The sequence below is a fragment of the Pseudomonas fjordensis genome (assembly GCF_976987115.1).
Genome location: NZ_OZ336860.1, coordinates 2,638,876 through 2,658,941, shown reverse-complemented (window position 1 = coordinate 2,658,941; position 20,066 = coordinate 2,638,876). Strand labels below are relative to the sequence as shown.

The following is a 20,066-nucleotide window of genomic DNA, read 5'->3' as shown; positions in this document are numbered from 1 at the left end:
CCTCCTGTAGGAGCGAGCTTGCTCGCGAAAAACTCACAGGCGCCGCGTTTAATCAGGATGCCCGCGTTATCGTTGAGGTTTTTCGCGAGCGAGCTCGCTCCTACATGGGGCAAAAAAAACCGCCCTTGCGGGCGGTTCAAGAAAACTCGGCCTTGATCAGAAACCGAGGGAGAAACTTACCGTCACGGCGTGGTCCTTGTCGTTGCGCGAGAGTTGGCCCGAATAGCCCAGGCCCAGTCTGCCGTTCTGGCTGATCTGGTAGTCCAGGCCCGCTTCCACCACCGCGCTGTCTTTGGCAATCGGCACGCCCTGGGTGCTGAACGAGCCACCGCCATTGATAAAGCTCAGGTCGGCGTCGGGCTTGGTGTCACCGAAGGCATGGCGCCAGCCGATGCTGCCCCGTGGGGTGATTTTCGAGCCGTTGCCCAGGGTGATGGTCTGGCCAATGCGCACGCCCAAGGTCGAGTAGGTGATGTCTTGGTCGGCATCGCCGCGCAGGGCTGCCGAGCCGCCTTTCTCCTTAATGGTGTCGCTGTCGTAGTTGACGTAGGCCAGGCCGGCGAACGGTTCCAGGGCCACGGTAGGGGTTTGAATGGTGTAGCCGACTTCACCGAACACCTGCGCACTGCGTGCCTTGTAATCGGCTTTGAGGCGTTGGCCCTCGCCACCGACGGCCACGTTGCGTTTGCTTTCGATGTCATGCCAGCTGTACGCCACGCCCATGCGTGCGGCGAAGGCTTCTTGCTGGTAGGCGGTGTAGGCCATCAGGTGGTAGCTGTCCACATCGGCGCTGGAGTTGCGGCGCTTGGCGTCCAGGTCGCTGCGGGTGTAGCCGGCGGCCAAACCGACGCGCCAGGCGTCGTCCACTTGCTTGTCGGTGCCGAGCAGGAAGCCGCTGAGGTTGCGGTCCAGCTTGGCGCTGTTGCTGTCACCGCCCATATGGCCCCAGGTGCCGAGTACGCGCATCCAGCCGACCATCTCGCCGTGGCAACCGGCGCTGCTCAGGTGGTTTTCGCTCGGCGCCAGGGCATTGCGCGGGTCGTCCTCGCGGTAGCAACCGGGTTGGCGCAGGCGCTCGTTGACCGCGTCACGTACGTAACGCGAGTCTTCAAGCATGGCGCTGGCAGTGCTGGCGTGGATTTCGCCGGACAAGCTGTCAAAGGCCGCGCGTGCCGCCGCTGCATCACCGTTAAGCAGTGCGTTTTGCACCGCTGCGCCACCGACTGCGGTACCTGTACCCAACGCCGCCGCCACGCCGCGCTGGTTACCGGTGGCCGCCACGCTGGCATAGCTGACGTCGTTGCGGCTGACCGCCAGGGCCACTTGGGTTGGGCTGTAGTTCAACGCGGTAGTCAGGAATGCCAGGTTCTCCAGGTTGGTGGTGGCGAAGGTGCCGTTGACCGCGCCGGCTGTCAGCAGGGTGTAGGTGGTGGCGCCGGCATAGGGTGCCAGGTTGACCACATTCAAGGTGCCGCCCAGGTTGGCGGTGCCGCCTACGGCCAGGGAGCCGGTGGTGGATGGCGTGATCACCAGGTTCAGCGCACCGGTGCTGGCGTTGGTGAAGTTGCCGGCCACGGTCAGCTTGCCGCCGTCGGGTGTCACCGAGCCGTTGTTGACCAGCGAACCGACACTGCCGTTACCGGTCAGCCCTGCACCGTTGGCCACGGTGACCTGGCCGCCAAGTACCGCGCCTGGGTTGGCCGCGTTACCCACTTGCAACACGCCCTCTTCCACTGCCACGGTGCCGCTGAACGGCTGGTTGCCGGTCAGCAACAGCGCGCCTGCGCCTTGCTTGATCAGCGCACCGGTGCCGCTCAAGGTACCGCTGAACTGGCCATTGGTGCGCTGGGTGAACAACAACCGCGCGTTGTTGAGGATCCTGCCACGCAGGCTGGTGGTGGTGCCCGCCAGCGTACCGCCACTGACGGTGGTGCCGCCGGTGTAGGTATTGGCGCCCGTCAGCAGCAAGGTGCCGGCATCCAGCTTGTTGATGCCGCCGGTTCCCACCAGCGGTGCATCAATCTGAGCGGTCACGCCGGAATTGACCCGCACCGGCGCCAGGCTGCCATCCGCGGCATTGGTGGGGCTCAAGCTGCCGCCTTCACCGGCGACCAGCATGTAGCCGGCGTCCAGCACTTGCAGGCCAGTGAAGCCTTGGTTGCCGACCACGGTCACGGTGCCGCCCTGCCCGCCAAATACCGCGAACTGGTTGGTGGACGCCTGCCCTTGGGTGCCGGTGGGGTCGGTCCAGTTGGTGCCTGGGCCCCAGGTACCGCTGCCGCCGCTGATGCTGCCATCGGGGTTGGTGGTGCCGCCGTTCCAGAACTGGATCTGCCCTGGGGTGGTTTGCACCACCAGGTTGAGCTGGTTGGCCAGCGCCGTTTGCAGGCTCAGGTTGCCCAGTGCCACCGGCAAGGTGCCAAAGGTGAGGCCGTTATCGGTCAAGCTGCCGCCGTAGCGGAACAGTTGGTACACACCGACGCCGAAGCCGCCCGTATCGCTGACGTTGAGCGTGCCGTCCAGGGTCAGGTTGCCCGCCACGTTCACCGCTGTACTGGAGGCACCCGGCGCACCGAGGGCGAAGTCCAGGGTGGTGCCCGACGACAAGGCCAGCGAACCCACCGACAGTGGCGTCGCGGCACCAGCCTTGAGCACCGAGCCGTCGGCCATGTTCACCGCACCGCCCAGGGTGCCGCTGCCGCCGAGGGTCGCGCCGCTGGCGACTTGCACCGCGGCGCTGTTCAAGGTGCCGTTGACCAGCAGGCTGCCGGCATTGACGTTGGTGTTACCGGTAAAGGTGTTGTTGCCGCTGAGCAGCAACGCGCCGGTGCCGGTTTTGTTCAACACGCCGGTACCGGTGAGGTTGCCGGTGTAGGTGCCGTCGCTGGCTTGCTCAAAGGTCAACGCCGCGTTGTTGGCGATAGCGCCTTGCAGGCTGGTGGTGTTGCCGGTGGTGCTGCCGCCGTTGAGCGTGGTACCGCCGCTGTAGGTGTTGGCAGCGGTCAGCAACAACGCGCCGCTGCCATTTTTCACCAGGCTGCCGCTGCCGCTGATCACGCCGTTGAGCGCCAGGTCGTGGCTGCCGGCCAGGGTCAGCGGGCCGCCCAGGTTGAGGGCATTGGCCAGTTGCAGGTCGGTGCCGCCATCCAGTTGCGCCGCGCCGCCGACCGTTAAAGCGCCACTGCCCAGGGCAGCATTATTGCCGAGGATCAATTGACCGGCGTTCAGGCCCGTGCCGCCGCTGTAGCTGTTGACGCCATTGAGCGTCAGCGCGGCCGCACCGTTTTTCACCAGGCTGCCGCTGCCGCTGATAACCCCGTCGAGGGTCAGCGCGTTGCTGCCACCCACCGTCAACGCACCGTTGAGCACGGCCGCATTGGCCAGGCTGACCGCCGCGTTGCTGTCCAGGGTGGTGCCGCCTGCCGCCGTCAGAGCGCCAGTGCCCAGGGCACTGTTATTGCCCACCACCAGGGTGCCGCCGTTTAGCGCGGTACCGCCGGTGTAGCCATTGCTGCCGTTGAGCACCAGGGTACCGCTGTCGAGTTTGGCCAGGGTGCCGGCGCCGTTGAGGGTCACGCCCAGGGTGGCGGTGGCGTTCGGGTCGACGCGCACCGCGGTGTTGCCAGTGCCGCCATTGACCAGGTTGAGCACGCCCGCCGTGCCAGCGCCCAGGGTGTAGCCATCAGTGACGAACTGCATGCCGGTGATGTTTTGCGTGCCGTCCACCGTCACGTTGCCTGCTGCGCCTTGGAACACCGCAAAGCTGTTGACCCAGCCCTGGTTGAGGGTGCCGTCGACATTGGTCCAGTTGGCATTGCCCGCGTTCCAGGTGCCGGTGCCGCCGTCAATCGCACCGTTGCCGATCAGGCTGTTGCCATCCCAGAACTGCACGGTGGTGTTGGGCGCGGTCACCAGCAGGTTGACCTTGTTGGTGATCGCGGTCTGCACTTGCAGGTCGCCCGGCACCACGCTGCCTGGCAGTGTGCCGAGGGCCAGGCCGTTATCGGTCAAGGCTCCGGTGTAGTTGATGAGGTTGTAGACGCCGCTGCCAAAGCCGCCGATATCGGTGACATTGAGGTTGCCGTCCAGGGTCAGGTCGCCGCCGACATTCAGCAGGCCTGTGCCGCCACCCAGCACCGGAGTGCCGAGGCCGACATCCAGGTTCGAGTTGCCCCCCAGCACCAACGAGCCCACCGACAGCGTGCTGCCGGTGGCCAGGCCGATGTGCCCACCGTCGGCCACGGTCACCGCGCTGGCCAATGAACCGCTGCCGGCCAGGGTCGCGCCGCTGTTGACTGCCACCGTGCCGCTGGCCAGGGAACCTGTGACATTCAAGGTACCGCCGTTGACGGTGGCCGCGCCGCTGATGGCATTGGTGCCGCTCAGGTTGAGCACCCCGCTGCCGTTTTTATCCAGGTTGCCGGCGCCGTTGAGCGCACCGCCAAAACTGTTATCCAGGTTGCTGCCACCCACCGCCAGCGTAGCGCCGCCAGCCACCTGCACCGTGCCGTTGCCGGCCAGGCTGTTGAGGTTGGCATCGCCACCCAGGTTGAGGCTGGCGCCGCTGCCGACAGTGACGCCGGAGGTGGTGCCCAGCGCACCATTACCCGTCGTGGTCACGCTGCCCGCCGCCACAGTGAGTGGGCCGTTGAAGCTGTTGTTGCCGGTCAGCAGCAGGTCCGCCGCGCCATTTTTGATCAGCGCTGCGTTGCCAGCGAGTACACCGGCCAGGGTGAGGTTGTTGCTGCCAGCGACAGTGAGGTCGCCATTGAGGTTGACCGCATTGGCCAGCACCAGCGGCGTGCTGTTGGCCAGGGTGGCCGTACCGCCGACGGTCAATGCGCCCGAGCCCAGGGCCGTGGTGCTGCCGAGGGTCAGCGTGCCGGCATTGAGCGCCGTGCCGCCGCTGTAGGTGTTGGCGCCGTTGAGGGTCAGGTTGGCGCCACCGGCCTTGGTCAACGAACCCGTGCCGTCCACCACACCGTTGAGGCTCAGGTCGTTGCTCCCGCCGACCGTGAGCGCGGCATTCAGGCTGGTGTTATTGGCCAGGGCCAACGCCGTGTTGGTGTCCAGGGTGGTTGCCCCATTGACCGCCAAGGCACCGCTGCCCAGGGCCGACGCATTGCCCAGGGTCAAGGAGCCGGCATTCAATTGCGTGCCGCCCAGGTAGGCGTTGGCACCGTTGAGCGTCAGGTTGCCCGCGCCGGTTTTGGTCAGGTCACCGGTACCGCTGACCAGGCCGTTGAGGCTCAGGTCAGCGGTGCCCAGAATGCCTAGGTTGCCAGCCAGATTGACCGTGTTGGCGAGGGCAACCGCCGTGCTGCTATCGAGGGTGGTGCCGGCGGCCGCGTTCAGGGCGCCACTGCCCAGGGCCGTGTTGGAGGCCAGGATCAGGCCGCCTGCGTTGAGTGCGGTTGGGCCGGCATAGGTGTTGTTGCCGCTGAGGGTCAGGTTGGCGATGCCATTTTTGATCAGGCTGCCAGTGCCCGCCACGGTGCCGGCCAGGGTCAGGGCATTGCTGCCGCCGAGGGTGAGGCTGCCGTTGACGTTGAGTGCATTGGCCAGGCTGACCGCGGTGTTGCTGTCCAGGGTGGTGCCATTGGCAGTGGTCAAGACGCCGCTGCCCAGGGCGCTGTCATTGCCGACCACCAAGGTGCCGCCATCCAGGGCGGTGCCGCCGGTGTAGCTGTTGACGCCGTTGAGCACCAGGGTGCCGGTGTCGAGCTTGGCCAGGGTGCCGCCGCCGTTGAGCGCGACGCCCAGGGTGGCAGTGACGCCAGGATCGACACGTACGGCGGTGTTGCCGCCCACGCCATTGAACAGGGTCAAGGCGCCCGCTGCGCCACCGGCCAGGTTGTAGCCATCGGTGACGAACTGCAAACCGGTGACGGCTTGCGCGCCGTCAACCGTGACGGTGCCCGCCGTGCCTTGGAACACGGCAAAGCTGTTGGGCGTCCAGGCGGTATTGAATGCGCCGTTGACGCCGGTCCATTGGCTGCCGCCTGCACTCCAGGTGCCGCTGCCGCCTTCGATGGTGCCGTTACCCGTGGTTTGGCTGCCGTCCCAGAACTGCACATTGGTACTGCCGTTGACCAGCAGGTTGATCTGGTTGCCGATCGCAGTTTGCAGGTCCAGGTCGCTGGCCGGGATGTTCACCGGCAGGCTGCCCAGTTGCAGGCCGTTGTTGGTCAGGCCACCGGTGTAGTCGATCAGGCGGTAGATGCCCGCACCGAAGCCGCCTATATCGGTGACGTTGAGGGTGCCGTCCAGGGTCAGGTTGCCGTTGACCTGAACCAGCGCCGTGCCGCCAGTGGCGGGCGCGCCGAGGCCCGCATCCAGGTTGGAGTTGGCATTGAGCAGCAGCGAACCGGTGGTCAGGGTCGCGCCGGAGTTGACGGCCAGGTGGCCGCCATCGGCGATGCTCACATTACCCAGCAAGGTGCCGGTACCGCCGAGGGTGGCGCCACTGCCCACCGCCACATTGGCGCTGGCCAGGGAGCCATTGACGAGCAAGCTGCCAGCGTTGACCTGGGCATCGCCAGTCACCACGCTGAGGCCGCCAAGGGTCAAGGCGCCTGTGCCGTCTTTGGCCAGGTTGCCGAGGCCTGCCACGATCCCGTCGAAGCTGCTGTCCAGATTATTGTTGCCGACGCTCAAGGTGCTGCCGGCGCCTACGGTGGCAATCCCGGTACCCGTGAGGGCGCCCAGGCTGGCGCTGCCGCCCAGGTTCAGGGAAGTACCGCTCGCCAGGTTGACCCCAGCGCCGACACCCAGTGCAGCATTGCCCAAGGTGGTGAGGCTACCCGATTGCACATCGAACAGGCCGTTGAAGGTGTTAGTGCCGGTCAGGCTCACATCCGCCGTGCCGGTTTTCACCAGGCTACCGCTGCCGGCCAGCACGCCGGCCAGGGTCAGGTTATTGTTGAGACCGCCCACGGTCAGGCCAGCATTGAGGTTGACCGCATTGGCCAATACCAGCGGTGTGCTGTTGGCCAGAGTAGCTGCACCGTTTACGTTCAAGGCGCCGGTACCCAGGGCCGCTGCCGTGCCCAGGGTCAGCGTGCCGGCGTTGAGGGTGGTGCCGCCTTGGAAGGTGTTGACGCCATTGAGGGTCAGGTTGGCTGCGCCGTCTTTAGTCAGGCCCGCCGTGCCGGTGACCAGGCCACCCAGGGTCAGGTCGTTGCTGCCGGCGACGGCAAGGTTGGCGTCAAGCACGAGGCCATTGCCCACTGTCAGCGCCGCCGTGCTATCCAGGGTCGCCGCGCCGCCTACAGTGAGGTTGCCCAGGCCAAGGGCAGTGGCGCCGCCCAAGGTCAGCGTACCGGCGTTCAGGGTGGTGCCACCCAGGTAGGCGTTGGCGCCGCTGAGGATCAGATTGGCCGTGCCCTCCTTGGTCAGGCTGCCTGCACCGTTGATTGCGCCGCCGAGGGTCAGGTCTGCGGTGCCGCCGATGCCCAGGTTGCCCGCCAGGTTGATCGCGTTAGTGGTGGTGAGCGCCGTGCTGGCGTCCAAGGTGGTACCGCCTGCGGCGTTCAACACGCCCGCGCCCAGGGCCGTATTGCTGGCCAGGATCAGCCCGCCTGCGTTCAAGGCCACAGGGCCCAGGAAGGTATTGGTGCCGCCGAGTGTCAGGTCTGCCGTGCCGTTCTTGACCAGGCCACCGATGCCGCTGATGGCGCCATTGAGCGCCAATGCGTTGCTGCCGCCGAGCGTCAGGCTGGCGCTGAGTACCGCATCATTGCCCAGGGTTACGGAGGCGTTGCTGTCCAGCGTGGTGCCCGCCGCAGCGGTCAACGTGCCAGTGCCCAGCGCGGTGTTGCTGCCGACCACCAACGTGCCGCCATTGAGCAAGGTGCCGCCGGTGTAGCTGTTGGCGCTATTGAGCACCAGCGTGCCGGTATCGAGTTTGTTCAGAACGCCCGCGCCGGTGATCTCCACGCCGAGGGTGGCCGTCGCCAGTGGGTCGACGCGCACGGCGAAGTTGCCACTGCCGGTACTCAACTGCCCACCGGTGCCATTGACCAGGCTGTAGCCATCGGTGGCGAATTGCATGCCCGTGAGGGTTTGCACGCCGTCTACGCTGACGGTACCCGCCGCGCCTTGGAACACCGCAAAGCCGCCGCCCCAGGTCTGGTTGGAAAGGCCGTCGGCCGAGGTCCAGTTGGTGCCGCCCGCGGTCCACGTGCCGTTGCCACCGTCAACACTGCCGTTTGCGATGGTGTTGCTGCCGTCCCAGAAACGAATATTCGGCGCCGCTACCACCAGGTTGACCTGACTGCCCACTGAAGTCTGTACCAGCAGATCACCCAGGCCATAACCCAGCGGCACCGTGTTGACGTTCAACGCACCGGTCAAGCCGCCGGTGTAGTTGATCAAGCGATACACACCAGCGCCAAAGCCACCGGCATCGCTCACATTAAGGTCGCCGGCCAGGTTCACATTGCCACCGACATTCATCAGCGACGTCAACGACGGCGCGCCGAGGGCCACATCCAGACTGGCCCCGGCACTCATGTTCAGGCCAGCGGCCGACAAGGTCGTGCCACTGCCCAGCGCCAAGTGCCCGCCACTATTGATATTCGCCGTACCCAATAGCGAGCCACTGCCAGTGAGGGTGCCGCCGCTATTCACGTTGACCAACGCGCTGCCCAGGGAACCATCGACATCCAGGGTGCCCGCGTTGATCGTCGTGTTACCGGTGATGCCATTGATTGCGTTGAGCGTGAGCGTGCCGGTGCCCACCTTGATCAAGCTGCCCGCACCGCTCAGGTCTCCGTCAAAAGTACTGCTGGTGTTCACACCACCCACGGTGAGATTCAAACCGCTGCCGACTGCCACGCTACCTGCACCGCTGAGGCCGGCCAGGCTGGAATCGACGCCCAGGTTCAGCGCAGCGCCAGCGCTGACATCAACGCCAGAGGTGCTACCCAATGCACCGGCGCTGCCGGTGGTGACGCTGCCGGAGACAATATTCAATGGCCCGGTAAAGGTGTTATTGCCGCTCAAGGTCAGGTCAGCCAAGCCATTTTTGATCAGTGCACTGGCGCCGCTGATCACGCCGCTGAGGTTGAGGTCATTGTTACCCGCGAGCGTCAGGTCGCCATTCAAGGCAATCCCGTTGCCCAGGGTGAAGGACGCGCTGGTATCCAGGGTTGCCGCACCGCCGACCGTCAAGGGGCCTGCGCCCAATGCGCCTGCCGAGCCCAAGGTCAGCGTGCCGGCGTTGAGGCTGGTGCCACCGGTGAAGGTGTTGGTGCCGTTGAGGGTCAGGTTGGCCAGGCCATCCTTGATCAGCGCACCCGCGCCGCTGACCACACCGCCCAGGGTCAGCGCATTGGTGCCGCCGACGGTCAGCCCGGCGTTGAGGGCAATGTTATTGCCCAGCGCCACCGCCGAGGTGCTGTCCAGGGTGGCGGCGCCGCCGACAGTCAAGTTGCCCAGGCCAAGCGCCGTGTTGCTGCCGACGGTCAGGCTGCCCGCATTCAGGGTGGTGCCACCCAGGAAGTTATTGTTGCCGCTGAGTGTCAGGCCGGCCGTGCCGTTTTTGGTCAGGCTGCCTGCACCGTTGACTGTGCCGCCCAGGGTCAGGTTGGCGCTGCCACCGATTCCAAGGTTACCGGCCAGGTTGACCGCGTTGGTCAAGCTCACCGCCGTATTGGCATCCAGGGTCGTGCCGGCTGCCGCATTCAATACACCGGCACCCAGCGCGCCATCCGTGCCCACCACCAGCTTGCCGGCGTTCAGCGCGGTATTGCCAAAGTAAGTGTTCGCCCCGTTAAGAATCAGGTCAGCCGGCCCGTTCTTGATCAACCCGCCGATGCCCGCCACGGCGCCACCCAGGGTCAATGCATTGCTGCCACCAAGGGTCAAGTTACCGCCCAGGTTGATGTTATTGCCCAGGCTCACCGCTGCGCTGGCATCCAGCGTGGTGCCCGCCGTTGCGTTCAACACACTGGTACCCAGCGCGGTGTTTGAGCCGACCACCAGCGAACCGGCGTTCAAGGCCGTGGTGCCGGTATAAGTATTGTTGCCAGTAAGCGCCAGGCTCGATGCGCCGGTCTTGATCAGCCCGGAGCCACCGCTGACAACCCCGCCCAGGGTCAGAGGGTTCACGCCGCCTACGGTCAGATTGGCGTTCAAGGTGATCGCATTGCTGGTGGTCAACGCTGCATTGCTCTGCAACGTACCCGCACCCGTCACAGTCAAGGCGCCAGTGCCGAGTGCTGCAGCATCGCCCAGTGTGAGCGTGCCGGCGTTCAAGGTGGTGCCACCCTGGAAGGTGTTGGCGCCGCTGAGGATCAATTCGCCCGTACCGACTTTGGTCAAGCCAGTGCTGCCCGAGATCAGGCCGTTCAAGGTCAGCCCGGTAGCAGCCCCCTGCACCGTCAGGCCACCGGTTCCGAGGGTCATCAGGTTAGCCAGTGTCAGGTTGTTAGTGGTGGCTTCGATAGCGCCGCCGTTGGACGTGAGCACACCGCTGCCGAATGTCGCGTTGTTATTGAATTGCGCCACGCCGCCATTGAGCGTGGTGCTACCGCTGACCAGCGGCCCTAGCAAGGTCCAGGTGCCGCTGTTGATGGCCAGGTTGTTGAAGTTGACATAGTTGGCGCTTGAGGCCGTGCCGGTACCCGTACTGCCACCACCGACACCCGTCGTGTTTTCAAGGATCAGTGAGTTGCTGCCGCCTGCCCCGCCGTCCACCTGGCCGGTGGGCGCAAAGGTGAGGTTCACTCCGATCAGTCCGCCCAGGCTTACGCCAATGCCGCCGCCGTTGGTCACTTGCGACCCCGTGACTGCCGTAAAGGTGTTGGTACTGGCGGTCCCCATCGACACGCCGCCAGAGATGGTGCCGGTGTTGCGGAACGTGTTCCCTGTAGTGGAGCTCTCGAACGCCACGCGCCCGGTCAGGGTGCCATTATTCGTCATATTGACCTGGCCGCCACCCTGGACCGCCACCACCGGGGTATCGGAGGCGAACAGCGTCAGGCCGAGCAAAGAGGAAGAACCAATGACACCGTTGTTAACGATCGTGGTGGTGCCGCCTGCGCCGTTAGTGGCGTTCAGGGCCATGCCGTCCAGCGAGGCCAGGTTCAGCCCCAGCAACGCGCCAGTCCCGCGCATGATGCCGGTGGCGCTGTTGGTGATATTCAACACGCTGGCTGCCGTGTTGCCGATCACCACACCACCGCTCAGCACCGAAACCAATCCGAGGAGTGCCGGGTCAATGGTGCCGGCGTTGTTCAACGTCGTGTTGTTGCCGGTCAGGGTCAGTGCTTTACCGCCCAACGTCGCATTGAGCTGCGCCCCCGCGTTGACGTTGACCGTCAGGCTGTTGACTGCACTGCTGAAGGTATTGAGTAACAGCGGCAATGACGGCACACCCGTACAGGTCACCGTCGCTCCAGCGGTGGGACTCGCCGGGCTACAGGCGGCGAACACATCCGGGCTCGCCAGCCCCATCACCAACCCGGCCACTCCCAGGCGGATCGCAAGAGAAAGCGCAGAAATACGAGGTAAAGCGGCAGTCGCAAGTCTTCTATCCACGTTCTACTCCTTGTGGTCCAAGCCTTTCATCCGTGACTGCGTGTAAGCCTTGTTTCAACGATCCACACGCATCGAATTCGAAACACCTGACCGTGGTGACTACTGATCCAGTTTTTCGAAACGTTAGTAGACCTGCGCGAAAGCCATTGAATTAAATGGTATTAATACTTTCGTAAGACCGGCGTAAGAATGGGATGAGAGCCAACACCCATTGACTGTCGCGACAAAAATACAAGTTTCCAAATGTGAAAAAGCGCTCTAATAGCGCCCTATCCTCCCCCACCGTAGGCGCGAGCTTGCTCGCGAAAATCCTCAACGATGACGCGACAAACCAGACACAGCGCGGTGCCCTTGCGTTTTTCGCGAGCACGCTCGCTCCTACCGTTGATCGATGCAAATGCTGGAGTTCGTGATGCCCCATGAAGGCAACCTGTTACAAGCAGCCGTGGTGTTCCTGTTCGCCGCCGTGCTGACCGTGCCCCTGGCCAAGCGCCTGCAATTGGGTGCGGTGCTGGGCTATCTGTTCGCCGGTGTGATCATCGGCCCGTCGGTACTTGGCCTGATCGGCAACCCGCAAAGCGTGGCGCAGTTTTCTGAACTGGGCGTGGTGCTGTTGCTGTTCATCATCGGCCTGGAGCTGTCACCCAAACGCTTATGGGTGATGCGCAAGGCAGTGTTCGGCGTCGGCCTGGCCCAGGTCCTGCTCACCGGCGTGGTGATGGGTGCGGTCGCGCTGTGGCTGTTTGGCCAGTCGTGGAACAGCGCCATCGTGCTGGGCCTGGGCCTGGCGTTGTCCTCCACGGCGTTTGGCCTGCAAAGCCTGGCCGAACGCAAGGAGCTCAACCAACCCCACGGGCGCCTGGCCTTTGCCATCCTGCTGTTCCAGGACATTGCCGCCATCCCGCTGATCGCCATGGTGCCGTTGCTGGCCGGCAGCGATCACCCAACCACCGAGGCCCAGGGCGTGCAACACGTGTTGCAGATCCTGGGCAGCATCGCCGTGGTGATCATCGGCGGGCGCTACCTGTTGCGCCCGGTGTTTCGCATCGTGGCCAAGACCGGCCTGCGCGAAGTGTCCACCGCCACCGCGCTGCTGGTGGTGATCGGCACCGCCTGGCTGATGGAATTGGTGGGCGTGTCCATGGCCCTGGGCGCATTCCTCGCCGGCCTGCTGCTGGCAGACTCGGAATACCGCCACGAACTGGAATCCCAGATTGAGCCGTTCAAAGGCCTGCTGCTGGGCCTGTTTTTTATCAGCGTGGGCATGGGCGCCAACCTCAGTTTGCTGCTCAGCACGCCGCTGGTGGTGATCGGCCTGACCCTGCTGCTGATCGGCTTGAAGCTGCCGCTGCTGTACGCCGTCGGGCGGATGGTGGGCGACCTCAACCGCGAAAGCGCTTTACGCCTGGGCGTAGTGCTGGCGGCGGGCGGTGAATTTGCCTTCGTGGTGTTCAAGATCGGCCGCGATCAGGGCCTGTTCGAACCGCAGCTGTACGACGTGCTGGTGCTGACTATCACCCTGTCCATGGCCGTGACTCCGCTGCTGTTGCTGGTGTGCCCGAAGCTGTTCAAGCCCAAGGTCAAGCCGGTGGAAGTGCCCGAGGAATACCGCGCCATCGAAAGCGATGCGCCCCGCGTGGTCATCGCCGGCATGGGCCGGATGGGCCAGATCGTGGCGCGTATCCTGCGCGCCCAGAACATCTCGTTCATCGCCCTCGATACCTCGGTGGAAACCATCGAGCTGACCCGCAGTTTTGGCGGCATGCCGGTGTTCTACGGCGACCCCCAACGCCCGGAAATCCTCCACGCGGCCAAAGTCGACCAAGCGGAATTCTTCGTCATCGCCATGGACGACCCGGAGATCAACATCAAGACCGCCGAGTTGGTGCGCAACCTCTACCCGCACATGAAGATCATCGCCCGTGCACGTAACCGCCAGCACGTACACCGCCTGGTGGACCTGGACGCTTCACCGGTACGCGAAACCTTCTACTCCAGCCTGGAAATGAGCCGCCGTACCTTGGTGGGCCTTGGTTTGAGCCAGGCCCAGGCCGATGCGCGCATCAACCGCTTCAAGACGCACGACCAGCAGGTACTTGCCGCCCAACACGCGGTATACGACGACGCGGCCAAGGTCATGCAAACCGCCCAGGAAGCCCGTGCGGAACTGGCGCGCCTGTTTGAAATGGACAGGCTTGAGGAAGAATCTTCCGACAAAGTGTGACGGGGCCGATGAACGAGATTGCGAATTTTCTGACAGAATACGCCGCAATTTCGTTCATCCCCGGAGTGCTTCATGGCCACGTTCACCAAGACCGCAATGCTGCTGGCCCTCGCGCTCACCGCCGGCAGCGTGTTCGCTGCTGCCAAGCCCACCACCCAGACCATCTCCACCTTGGGTGGCAAGTTCACCTTCAAACTGCCCAAGGCCTACAGCGCCGACACCCTGCCCTCCGGCACGGCGCAAGACGGCACCGCCGACACCCAAGGCACCCTGTACGCCAACTCGACGACGAAAAGTGTGGTGATCGTCGCCGAAACCGTGCGCAACGACGGGGCAACGATCCAGGATAACGACCCGCAGTTCCTCGACGGCGCCGTGGCCGATTTCGTCAAGGACCAGAGCGCTGCCCTGCCTGACTTCAAGAAACTGGGCGAGAAGAAACTCACCTACAAGGGGTTGGGCCTGCGCCAAGTGGACAGCAGCGCTACCCAAGGTGGTGGCAAGACCTTGAACTCCACATTCCTGGGTGGTTCAGGCAACCATCTGCTGGTGATTCAGGCCATTTCGCGGGCGGATGATGTGAAGGGGCATGCGCAGCTGGTGAAGCAGATTACAGGCGGCAAGTAACCCCCCTCTTCCCGCCAATACAAAACCCATGTGGGAGCGGGCTTGCCCGCGATGGCCATAGGTATCTACACAACTGTGCCGTTCGCCGCAGCCACCGGTAACCACGATGCGAAGCGAGCCGCTCTTGATCTTGATCTGCTTTTGATCTCAGGCGCCCCGTCAAACCACGCTGGCCGGAATTCGACAGGGATTTGGGGGGTAAACCGGCAGGGATGCCGGTTTAGCCGCCCCGCGCCATGGATGGCGCGTGGCGGCGGCCCCCCAAATCTCTGGCGGATTACGGGCACACCGAGCCTAAGCGAGGTGCCAAGTGGTGGGGCGAGGACCTTTTGGTTACTTTTGGGTCCTTCCAAAAGTGACCCGCTGTCAGAGCGGAACCCTAAGTAGCCGTTACCTAAATAACGGATATATACCCGATCCAACTGTGTTAGCTGCCAGGCCGCCTTCGCGAGCAAGCCCGCTCCCACAGTTTGATCGCGGGGTGTCAGGTAGATAGCCGTAGGCTGGGAGGCCGCCATCGCAGGCAAGCCAGCTCCCACATTTTTAACCGCATTTCACTTCAGGCTTTTCTCTAGCCAGGCTTTCAAGTCCTGGATTTCCGCCGCGCTGATGGTGTGATTCATCCCCGGGTACTCATGAAACTCCGGCTTGAGCCCCAACCCCGCCAGCACCTCGTTCGCCTGCGTGGCCGAGCTAAAGGGCAACGCCTGATCCAAAGTGCCATGGCCAATAAAGATCGCCAGCTTGCCCATCGCCGCATCCGGTTTCAGCGCAGACCTGAGCACCGGTAGCACGCTGCCACTGAGCGCGGCGATACCGCGTACCAATTCGGGTTCACGCAAGGCCACCTCGTAAGACATGATCGCGCCCTGGCTGAACCCTACCAGGAACACCCGATCACTTTGGGTGTGATACTTGGCGGTGGCCTTGAGCACAAAATCCTTGATCAACCGGGCGCTGCTGAACAGTTCATCGGTCTCACCGTTGTACTCAGGCTCATCGGTCTTGGTAAACCAACGATAACCCTGCGGTTCCACCGGCAGCGGCGCGCGCACCGAAAGATAAGTCCAGGTGGATGGCAAGGCGTTCTTGATGCCAAACAAATCTTCCTCGTTACTGCCAAAACCATGCAGGAAGATCACCAGTGGCTGGTTGCGCGTATCGCCCTGGGTCTGCTCCAGGTAGGACAACGGCAAGTCGGTGTGCAAGCCGCTATCGGCATGGGCGGCGCCGGCCACCAGGGCCAAGGCAAAGGCAAGCTGTTTGAGCATCGGGTTTACCTCAGGGTTTGCGCAACAAATAGGTGTCCATGATCCAGCCGTTTTCCAAGCGCGCCGCCTTGCGTACCCGTTCGATCTCTTCTGCCACCTGCGCCACTTTACCGCTGATCAGAATCTCGTCCGGCGTACCCAGGTAAGCGCCCCAGTAAATATCCAGGTCCTGATCCGCCACGCTGCGGTAGGAGTCTTCGGCGTCGAGCATCACCACCAGGGTATCGGCATCACTCGCCTGCCCCGCCGCCAGCCGTCGCCCGGTGGTGATTTCGATCGACTTGCCGATACGGTTGAGCGGCACCTTATGCTGCGCCGCCAGGGCCTGCACACTGGTGATACCCGGAATCACTTCAAACTCGAAGACACAACGGCCACTGACAAGAATAGCCTGCAAAATGCGGATGGTGCTGTCGTACAGCGCCGGGTCACCCCAGGCCAAAAACGCCCCCACTTCGCCGTCGGCCATTTCTTCGTTGATCATGCGCTCGAAGGTGTGCTGCTTGTCGCGGTTGAGGTCTTGCACGGCGGTGGTGTAGTCGATCTCACCGCGCACCCGTTCCGGGCAATCGGCCTCGACAAAACGGTAGCCGGGCTTGGTGATATAGGTCTCGCAGATTTCCCGACGCAGGTCGATCAGCTTGTCCTTGCTCTGGCCCTTGTCCATCAGGAAGAACACGTCGGTACGGTTCAGCGCCTTCACGGCCTGCATCGTGATGTAGTCAGGGTTGCCGGCGCCAATGCCGATGATCAGGATGCGTTTCATGGGGAGCTCTCAGTGCGGGGCGTGGATTTTGCCATGTTCCGGGAATCAGGCGGAAGTTTCCAGGCGCAGGCGCCATACACCGTTGAAGCGTAGCTCGGTGGCCGAGAGGGGTTCGACGTCGATCCGATAGAACATCGAGACAGGCAACTGCATGACGGACAGCATCGCCGCACGGATGACGAACGGGTGGGTCACGGCGATGACATGGCCGGGGTGGGTTTCGAGGGATTTGAGCCATTGGCCAACCCGCCTGCACAACTGATCCACCGACTCGCCGCCGTGGGCTGCGCTGGTGCTGTCGGTGGCCCAGGTGTTCAAGGTTTCGCTGTCGAGTTGGCCGATGCGCTGGCCTTTCCATGCACCCACATCAAGGTCGCATAAGGCGGGGTCGACCTGGGCGTTATCGCCGAACAAGCCCGCGGTTTGACAGGCTCTCACTTCAGGGCCGCACACTAGCCGTGCCGGTTGTTTGTAGCGGCCAGCCAGGGACAAGGCCGCGCCCTGCCAGTCCATCGTGACGGACTCGTCATCCGGAAATCGCCCTTGCTTTTGCAGGGGCGTGAGGGCGTGGCAGATCAGGGTCAAGCGAGTGGCCTGCATGGCGATTCTCTTGTAGGAGCGAGCTTGCTCGCGAAGAACGTCAACGATAACGCGTGTTGCCTGAGTAAACGCGGCGCCTTTGAGTTTTTCGCGAGCAAGCTCGCTCCTACAGGGAGTTGGGGCAAGTTCCGTTCCACAGGGTGTTCGTGAATCAGGCCAACGCAGTATTGGCGGGCACGACTGTCGAGTGACCGCTGGCGACAAAATCTTCCTTGCGCAACACCACCAACGCCAGCAACGACACCACCCCGGTCGCCACGTAGAAATACCACGGCGAGGTAATGTCGCCTGTCACCTTGATCAGCCAGGTGGAAATCAGCGGCGCACTGCCGCCAAACACCGCCACTGGCACGTTATAGGCCACCGCAATCCCGGTGGAACGAATGCGCGTGGGCAGCAGTTCGCTCATCAGCGCATAGGTCGACGACGCATACAGCCCGAACAAAATCGCCACCGCCATCAACGGCACGAAGAAGGTCGCCGGGGTGGCGGTCGGGGCGGATTTGAACAGCCAGAACATCGCCAGGGTCGCCAGTGTGCCGATCACCATCAGGAACGGCTTGCGCCCGTATTTATCGGTAAAGGCTCCGCCAAACGGCATCACAAAAGCTGCCGAGAAACTGGCGACGAACACGTACAGCAAGGTGGTGCCGCTGTCGAATTTGAGGATCTTGGCCATGTAGGTCGAGGCGAAGGTCAGCACCAGGTAGAAGATCGAGCTGTGCAAGGTGATGATAAAGAACACCAAGGCAATCGCGCGCTTCCACTGCCAGACCTCACGCAGCGGCGCGCGAGAAGTTTGCCCGGCGCGTTGCAAGGCGAGGAACTCGGGGCTGTCTTCGAGCTTGAGGCGGATGTACATGGAGATAAAGCCCAGGGGCGCGGCGATCAGGAACGGTACGCGCCAGGCCCATTCCTGCATGACCTCGGCGCCCAGCACCCAGGTCATGCCATTGGCCACAGCGCCACCGAGCAGCAGGCCGAGCACGGCGGTGACCATCAGCCAGCAAGTGGCAAAGCCACGACGACCGGGGCCGGCGTATTCGGAGATGAAGCTGGTGACGGTGCCGATTTCACCGCCCGCCGAGAAGCCCTGCACGCAGCGCACCAGGATCAGCAGGATCGGTGCGGCGATGCCCAGGCTGGCGTAGGTCGGCAACAGGCCCAGCATCACCGTGGAACCGGTCATCATCACCAATGCCATGATCAGGGTTTTGCGCCGGCCGATCTTGTCCGCCAGCGGGCCGAAGAACAGCCCACCCAAGGGGCGGATAAAAAAGCTCAGCGCAAACGCGGCAAAGCTGGCCAACAGGCTGGTGGTGGGGTCATCGGAGACGAAGAACGCCTGGCCGATATAGACGGCGAGAAAGCCATATACGCCGTAGTCGTACCACTCGATCAAGTGGCCGGAGGTAGCGCCAAGAAACGCACGGCGGCGCTTGCGGACGGTGTCTTGTGCGGGATTGCCCATCGTGGGGACTCCTTGTCTGATTATCGATCCATGTTAAAGCGCGGCGATACTCGCGGTTTGCAGCCAATGCCGCAAGTCGGTCTTGAGAATCTTGCCGTAGCTGTTCTTCGGCAAGTCGCTGCGCCACACATATTTTTTCGGCTTTTTGAACGAGGCCATGCGCGCCAGGAACCACGCGGTGAGTTCGCCTTCGTCCAGGGGCTGGCCGCTGCGGGTCACCACGAAGGCCACCACCGACTCACCCCATTGCGCGTCCGGCTCGCCCACCACGCACACTTCGAACACCTCGGGATGCTGGGCCAGCACTTCCTCGACTTCACGGGGGTACACGTTGCTGCCGCCACTGATGATCACGTCCTTGGAGCGGTCCGTGAGGGTCAGGTAGCCGGCCGGGTCGAGGTAGCCGATGTCACCGGTCAGCAGCCAACCGTCCACCAGCGTCTGGCGCGTGGCCTGCGGGTTGCGCCAGTAGCCTTGCATCACCGTGGCGCCACGCACCGCGATTTCGCCACGCTGGCCGGTGGGCAGTGGCTGGCGTTCGGCATCGAGAATGCGGATTTCCACACAGGCTTGCGCGTGGCCCACCGAGGCGGCCAGGTTGGCCCAGTCGGGACGCTGGCGCTCGGCGATCAAGGCGCGGGGCAAGACGCTGATGGTCATCGGGCTCTCGCCCTGGCCGTAGATCTGCACCAGGCGCGGGCCGAAGGTGTCGACCGCTTCACGCAGGTCGGCCAGGTACATGGGGCCGCCGCCGTAGACGATGGTCTTGATGCCGGCGCCGTGATAATCCTGGCGCCGCGCCTGCTCCACCATGCGCTTGACCATGGTCGGCGCGGCAAACAGCGACACATCGCCCATCTGCTCGGCCAGCCCGAACAGCTCGGCAGCATCAAAGCCATGGGAGGCCGGCACCACATGGCGGGCGCCACAGCGCACATGGATGAAGTTGTACAGGCCGGCGCCGTGGGACATGGGCGCGGCATACAGCGCCGCATCGTCGGCACTCACCGCGTCGACATCCGTGGCGTAGCACAGCGACATGGCGATCAGGTTGCCGTGGGACAGCATCACGCCCTTGGAGCGCCCGGTGGTGCCGGAGGTGTAGAACAGCCAGGCGAGGTCGTGATCCTGGCGGGGCACTGGCTGTTCCAGGCCGGGCCAACCATGGCTGGGCGGCAGCGGATGGCCGTCCAGTTCCGTGCAACGCGCGGGCAGATCCCGCGAAGAAAACACCTGGCCGCCGTCGGTAAAGATCAACCGCGCCTCGGCATTATCGGCAATCCACGCCGCTTCGCTGGGGTGCAGCTTGGCGTTGATCGGCACCGCCACCCCGCCCATCCACCAGATGGCGTAGAGCAGTTCCAGATAGTCGCAGCTGTTTTTCATCAGCAGCGCCACCGCGTCCCCCGGCACCAGGCCATGCTGTTCCACCAGCTGCGTGGCGCGTTGGCGCACGTGGGCGGCGAAGGTGGCGTAGTCGGCCACTTGCACGCTGCCGTCGAACAAGGCCGGGCGTTGCGGGGCCCGGCGCTGGGTGTCGTGCAACCAGTTGGCAATGTTCAT

The 20,066-nt window shown here is 63.8% G+C and carries 8 protein-coding genes; 2 read left to right on the top strand and 6 right to left on the bottom strand.

Going from position 1 to position 20,066, the window contains the following annotated elements; translation table 11 throughout:
• Nucleotides 1-156: 156 nt before the first annotated feature.
• Nucleotides 157-11,544: an autotransporter-associated beta strand repeat-containing protein gene (locus ACWHXD_RS12130; RefSeq protein WP_138763512.1), complete on the bottom strand. Its 11,388-nt coding sequence runs from the start codon at nt 11,542-11,544 to the stop codon at nt 157-159.
• 412 nt (nt 11,545-11,956) lie between these two features.
• Here ACWHXD_RS12130 and ACWHXD_RS12125 point away from each other — a divergent pair, with 412 nt between their 5' ends.
• On the top strand, nt 11,957-13,768 hold the full coding sequence (locus tag ACWHXD_RS12125; RefSeq protein WP_032897482.1) for a monovalent cation:proton antiporter-2 (CPA2) family protein: 1,812 nt from the start codon (nt 11,957-11,959) through the stop codon (nt 13,766-13,768).
• Nucleotides 13,769-13,840: 72 nt separating this feature from the next.
• Complete coding sequence (locus ACWHXD_RS12120; RefSeq protein WP_014718107.1) at nt 13,841-14,395, top strand: DcrB/PsbP domain-containing protein; 555 nt, start codon at nt 13,841-13,843, stop codon at nt 14,393-14,395.
• A gap of 554 nt (nt 14,396-14,949) precedes the next feature.
• Here the strand turns inward: ACWHXD_RS12120 and ACWHXD_RS12115 are convergent.
• The 5 genes from ACWHXD_RS12115 to ACWHXD_RS12095 all read right to left on the bottom strand — a co-directional run bounded on the left by ACWHXD_RS12115 (nt 14,950) and on the right by ACWHXD_RS12095 (nt 20,066).
• A complete protein-coding gene (locus ACWHXD_RS12115) occupies nt 14,950-15,666 on the bottom strand; it encodes an alpha/beta hydrolase (RefSeq protein ID WP_138763153.1) in 717 nt (238 codons plus the stop codon).
• Between the two features lie 10 nt (nt 15,667-15,676).
• Entirely contained in the window at nt 15,677-16,432 is a 756-nt protein-coding gene (cobF, locus tag ACWHXD_RS12110; RefSeq protein ID WP_138763154.1) for a precorrin-6A synthase (deacetylating), read from the bottom strand.
• 45 nt (nt 16,433-16,477) lie between these two features.
• A complete protein-coding gene (locus ACWHXD_RS12105) occupies nt 16,478-17,032 on the bottom strand; it encodes a histidine phosphatase family protein (protein ID WP_138763155.1) in 555 nt (184 codons plus the stop codon).
• A 151-nt stretch (nt 17,033-17,183) separates the two neighbouring features.
• Complete coding sequence (locus ACWHXD_RS12100; RefSeq protein WP_138763156.1) at nt 17,184-18,503, bottom strand: MFS transporter; 1,320 nt, start codon at nt 18,501-18,503, stop codon at nt 17,184-17,186.
• A 33-nt stretch (nt 18,504-18,536) separates the two neighbouring features.
• Nucleotides 18,537-20,066, bottom strand: coding sequence for a class I adenylate-forming enzyme family protein (locus ACWHXD_RS12095; RefSeq protein ID WP_138763157.1), 1,530 nt, complete (start codon nt 20,064-20,066; stop codon nt 18,537-18,539).

Bases quoted from the DNA above. Each gene is read 5' to 3' on its own strand.
- ACWHXD_RS12125 (WP_032897482.1), top strand. From the start codon at position 11,957: ATGCCCCATGAAGGCAACCTGTTACAAGCAGCCGTGGTGTTCCTGTTC.
- ACWHXD_RS12120 (WP_014718107.1), top strand. From the start codon at position 13,841: ATGGCCACGTTCACCAAGACCGCAATGCTGCTGGCCCTCGCGCTCACC.
- ACWHXD_RS12115 (WP_138763153.1), bottom strand. From the start codon at position 15,666: ATGCTCAAACAGCTTGCCTTTGCCTTGGCCCTGGTGGCCGGCGCCGCC.
- cobF (WP_138763154.1), bottom strand. From the start codon at position 16,432: ATGAAACGCATCCTGATCATCGGCATTGGCGCCGGCAACCCTGACTAC.
- ACWHXD_RS12105 (WP_138763155.1), bottom strand. From the start codon at position 17,032: ATGCAGGCCACTCGCTTGACCCTGATCTGCCACGCCCTCACGCCCCTG.
- ACWHXD_RS12100 (WP_138763156.1), bottom strand. From the start codon at position 18,503: ATGGGCAATCCCGCACAAGACACCGTCCGCAAGCGCCGCCGTGCGTTT.
- ACWHXD_RS12095 (WP_138763157.1), bottom strand. From the start codon at position 20,066: ATGAACATTGCCAACTGGTTGCACGACACCCAGCGCCGGGCCCCGCAA.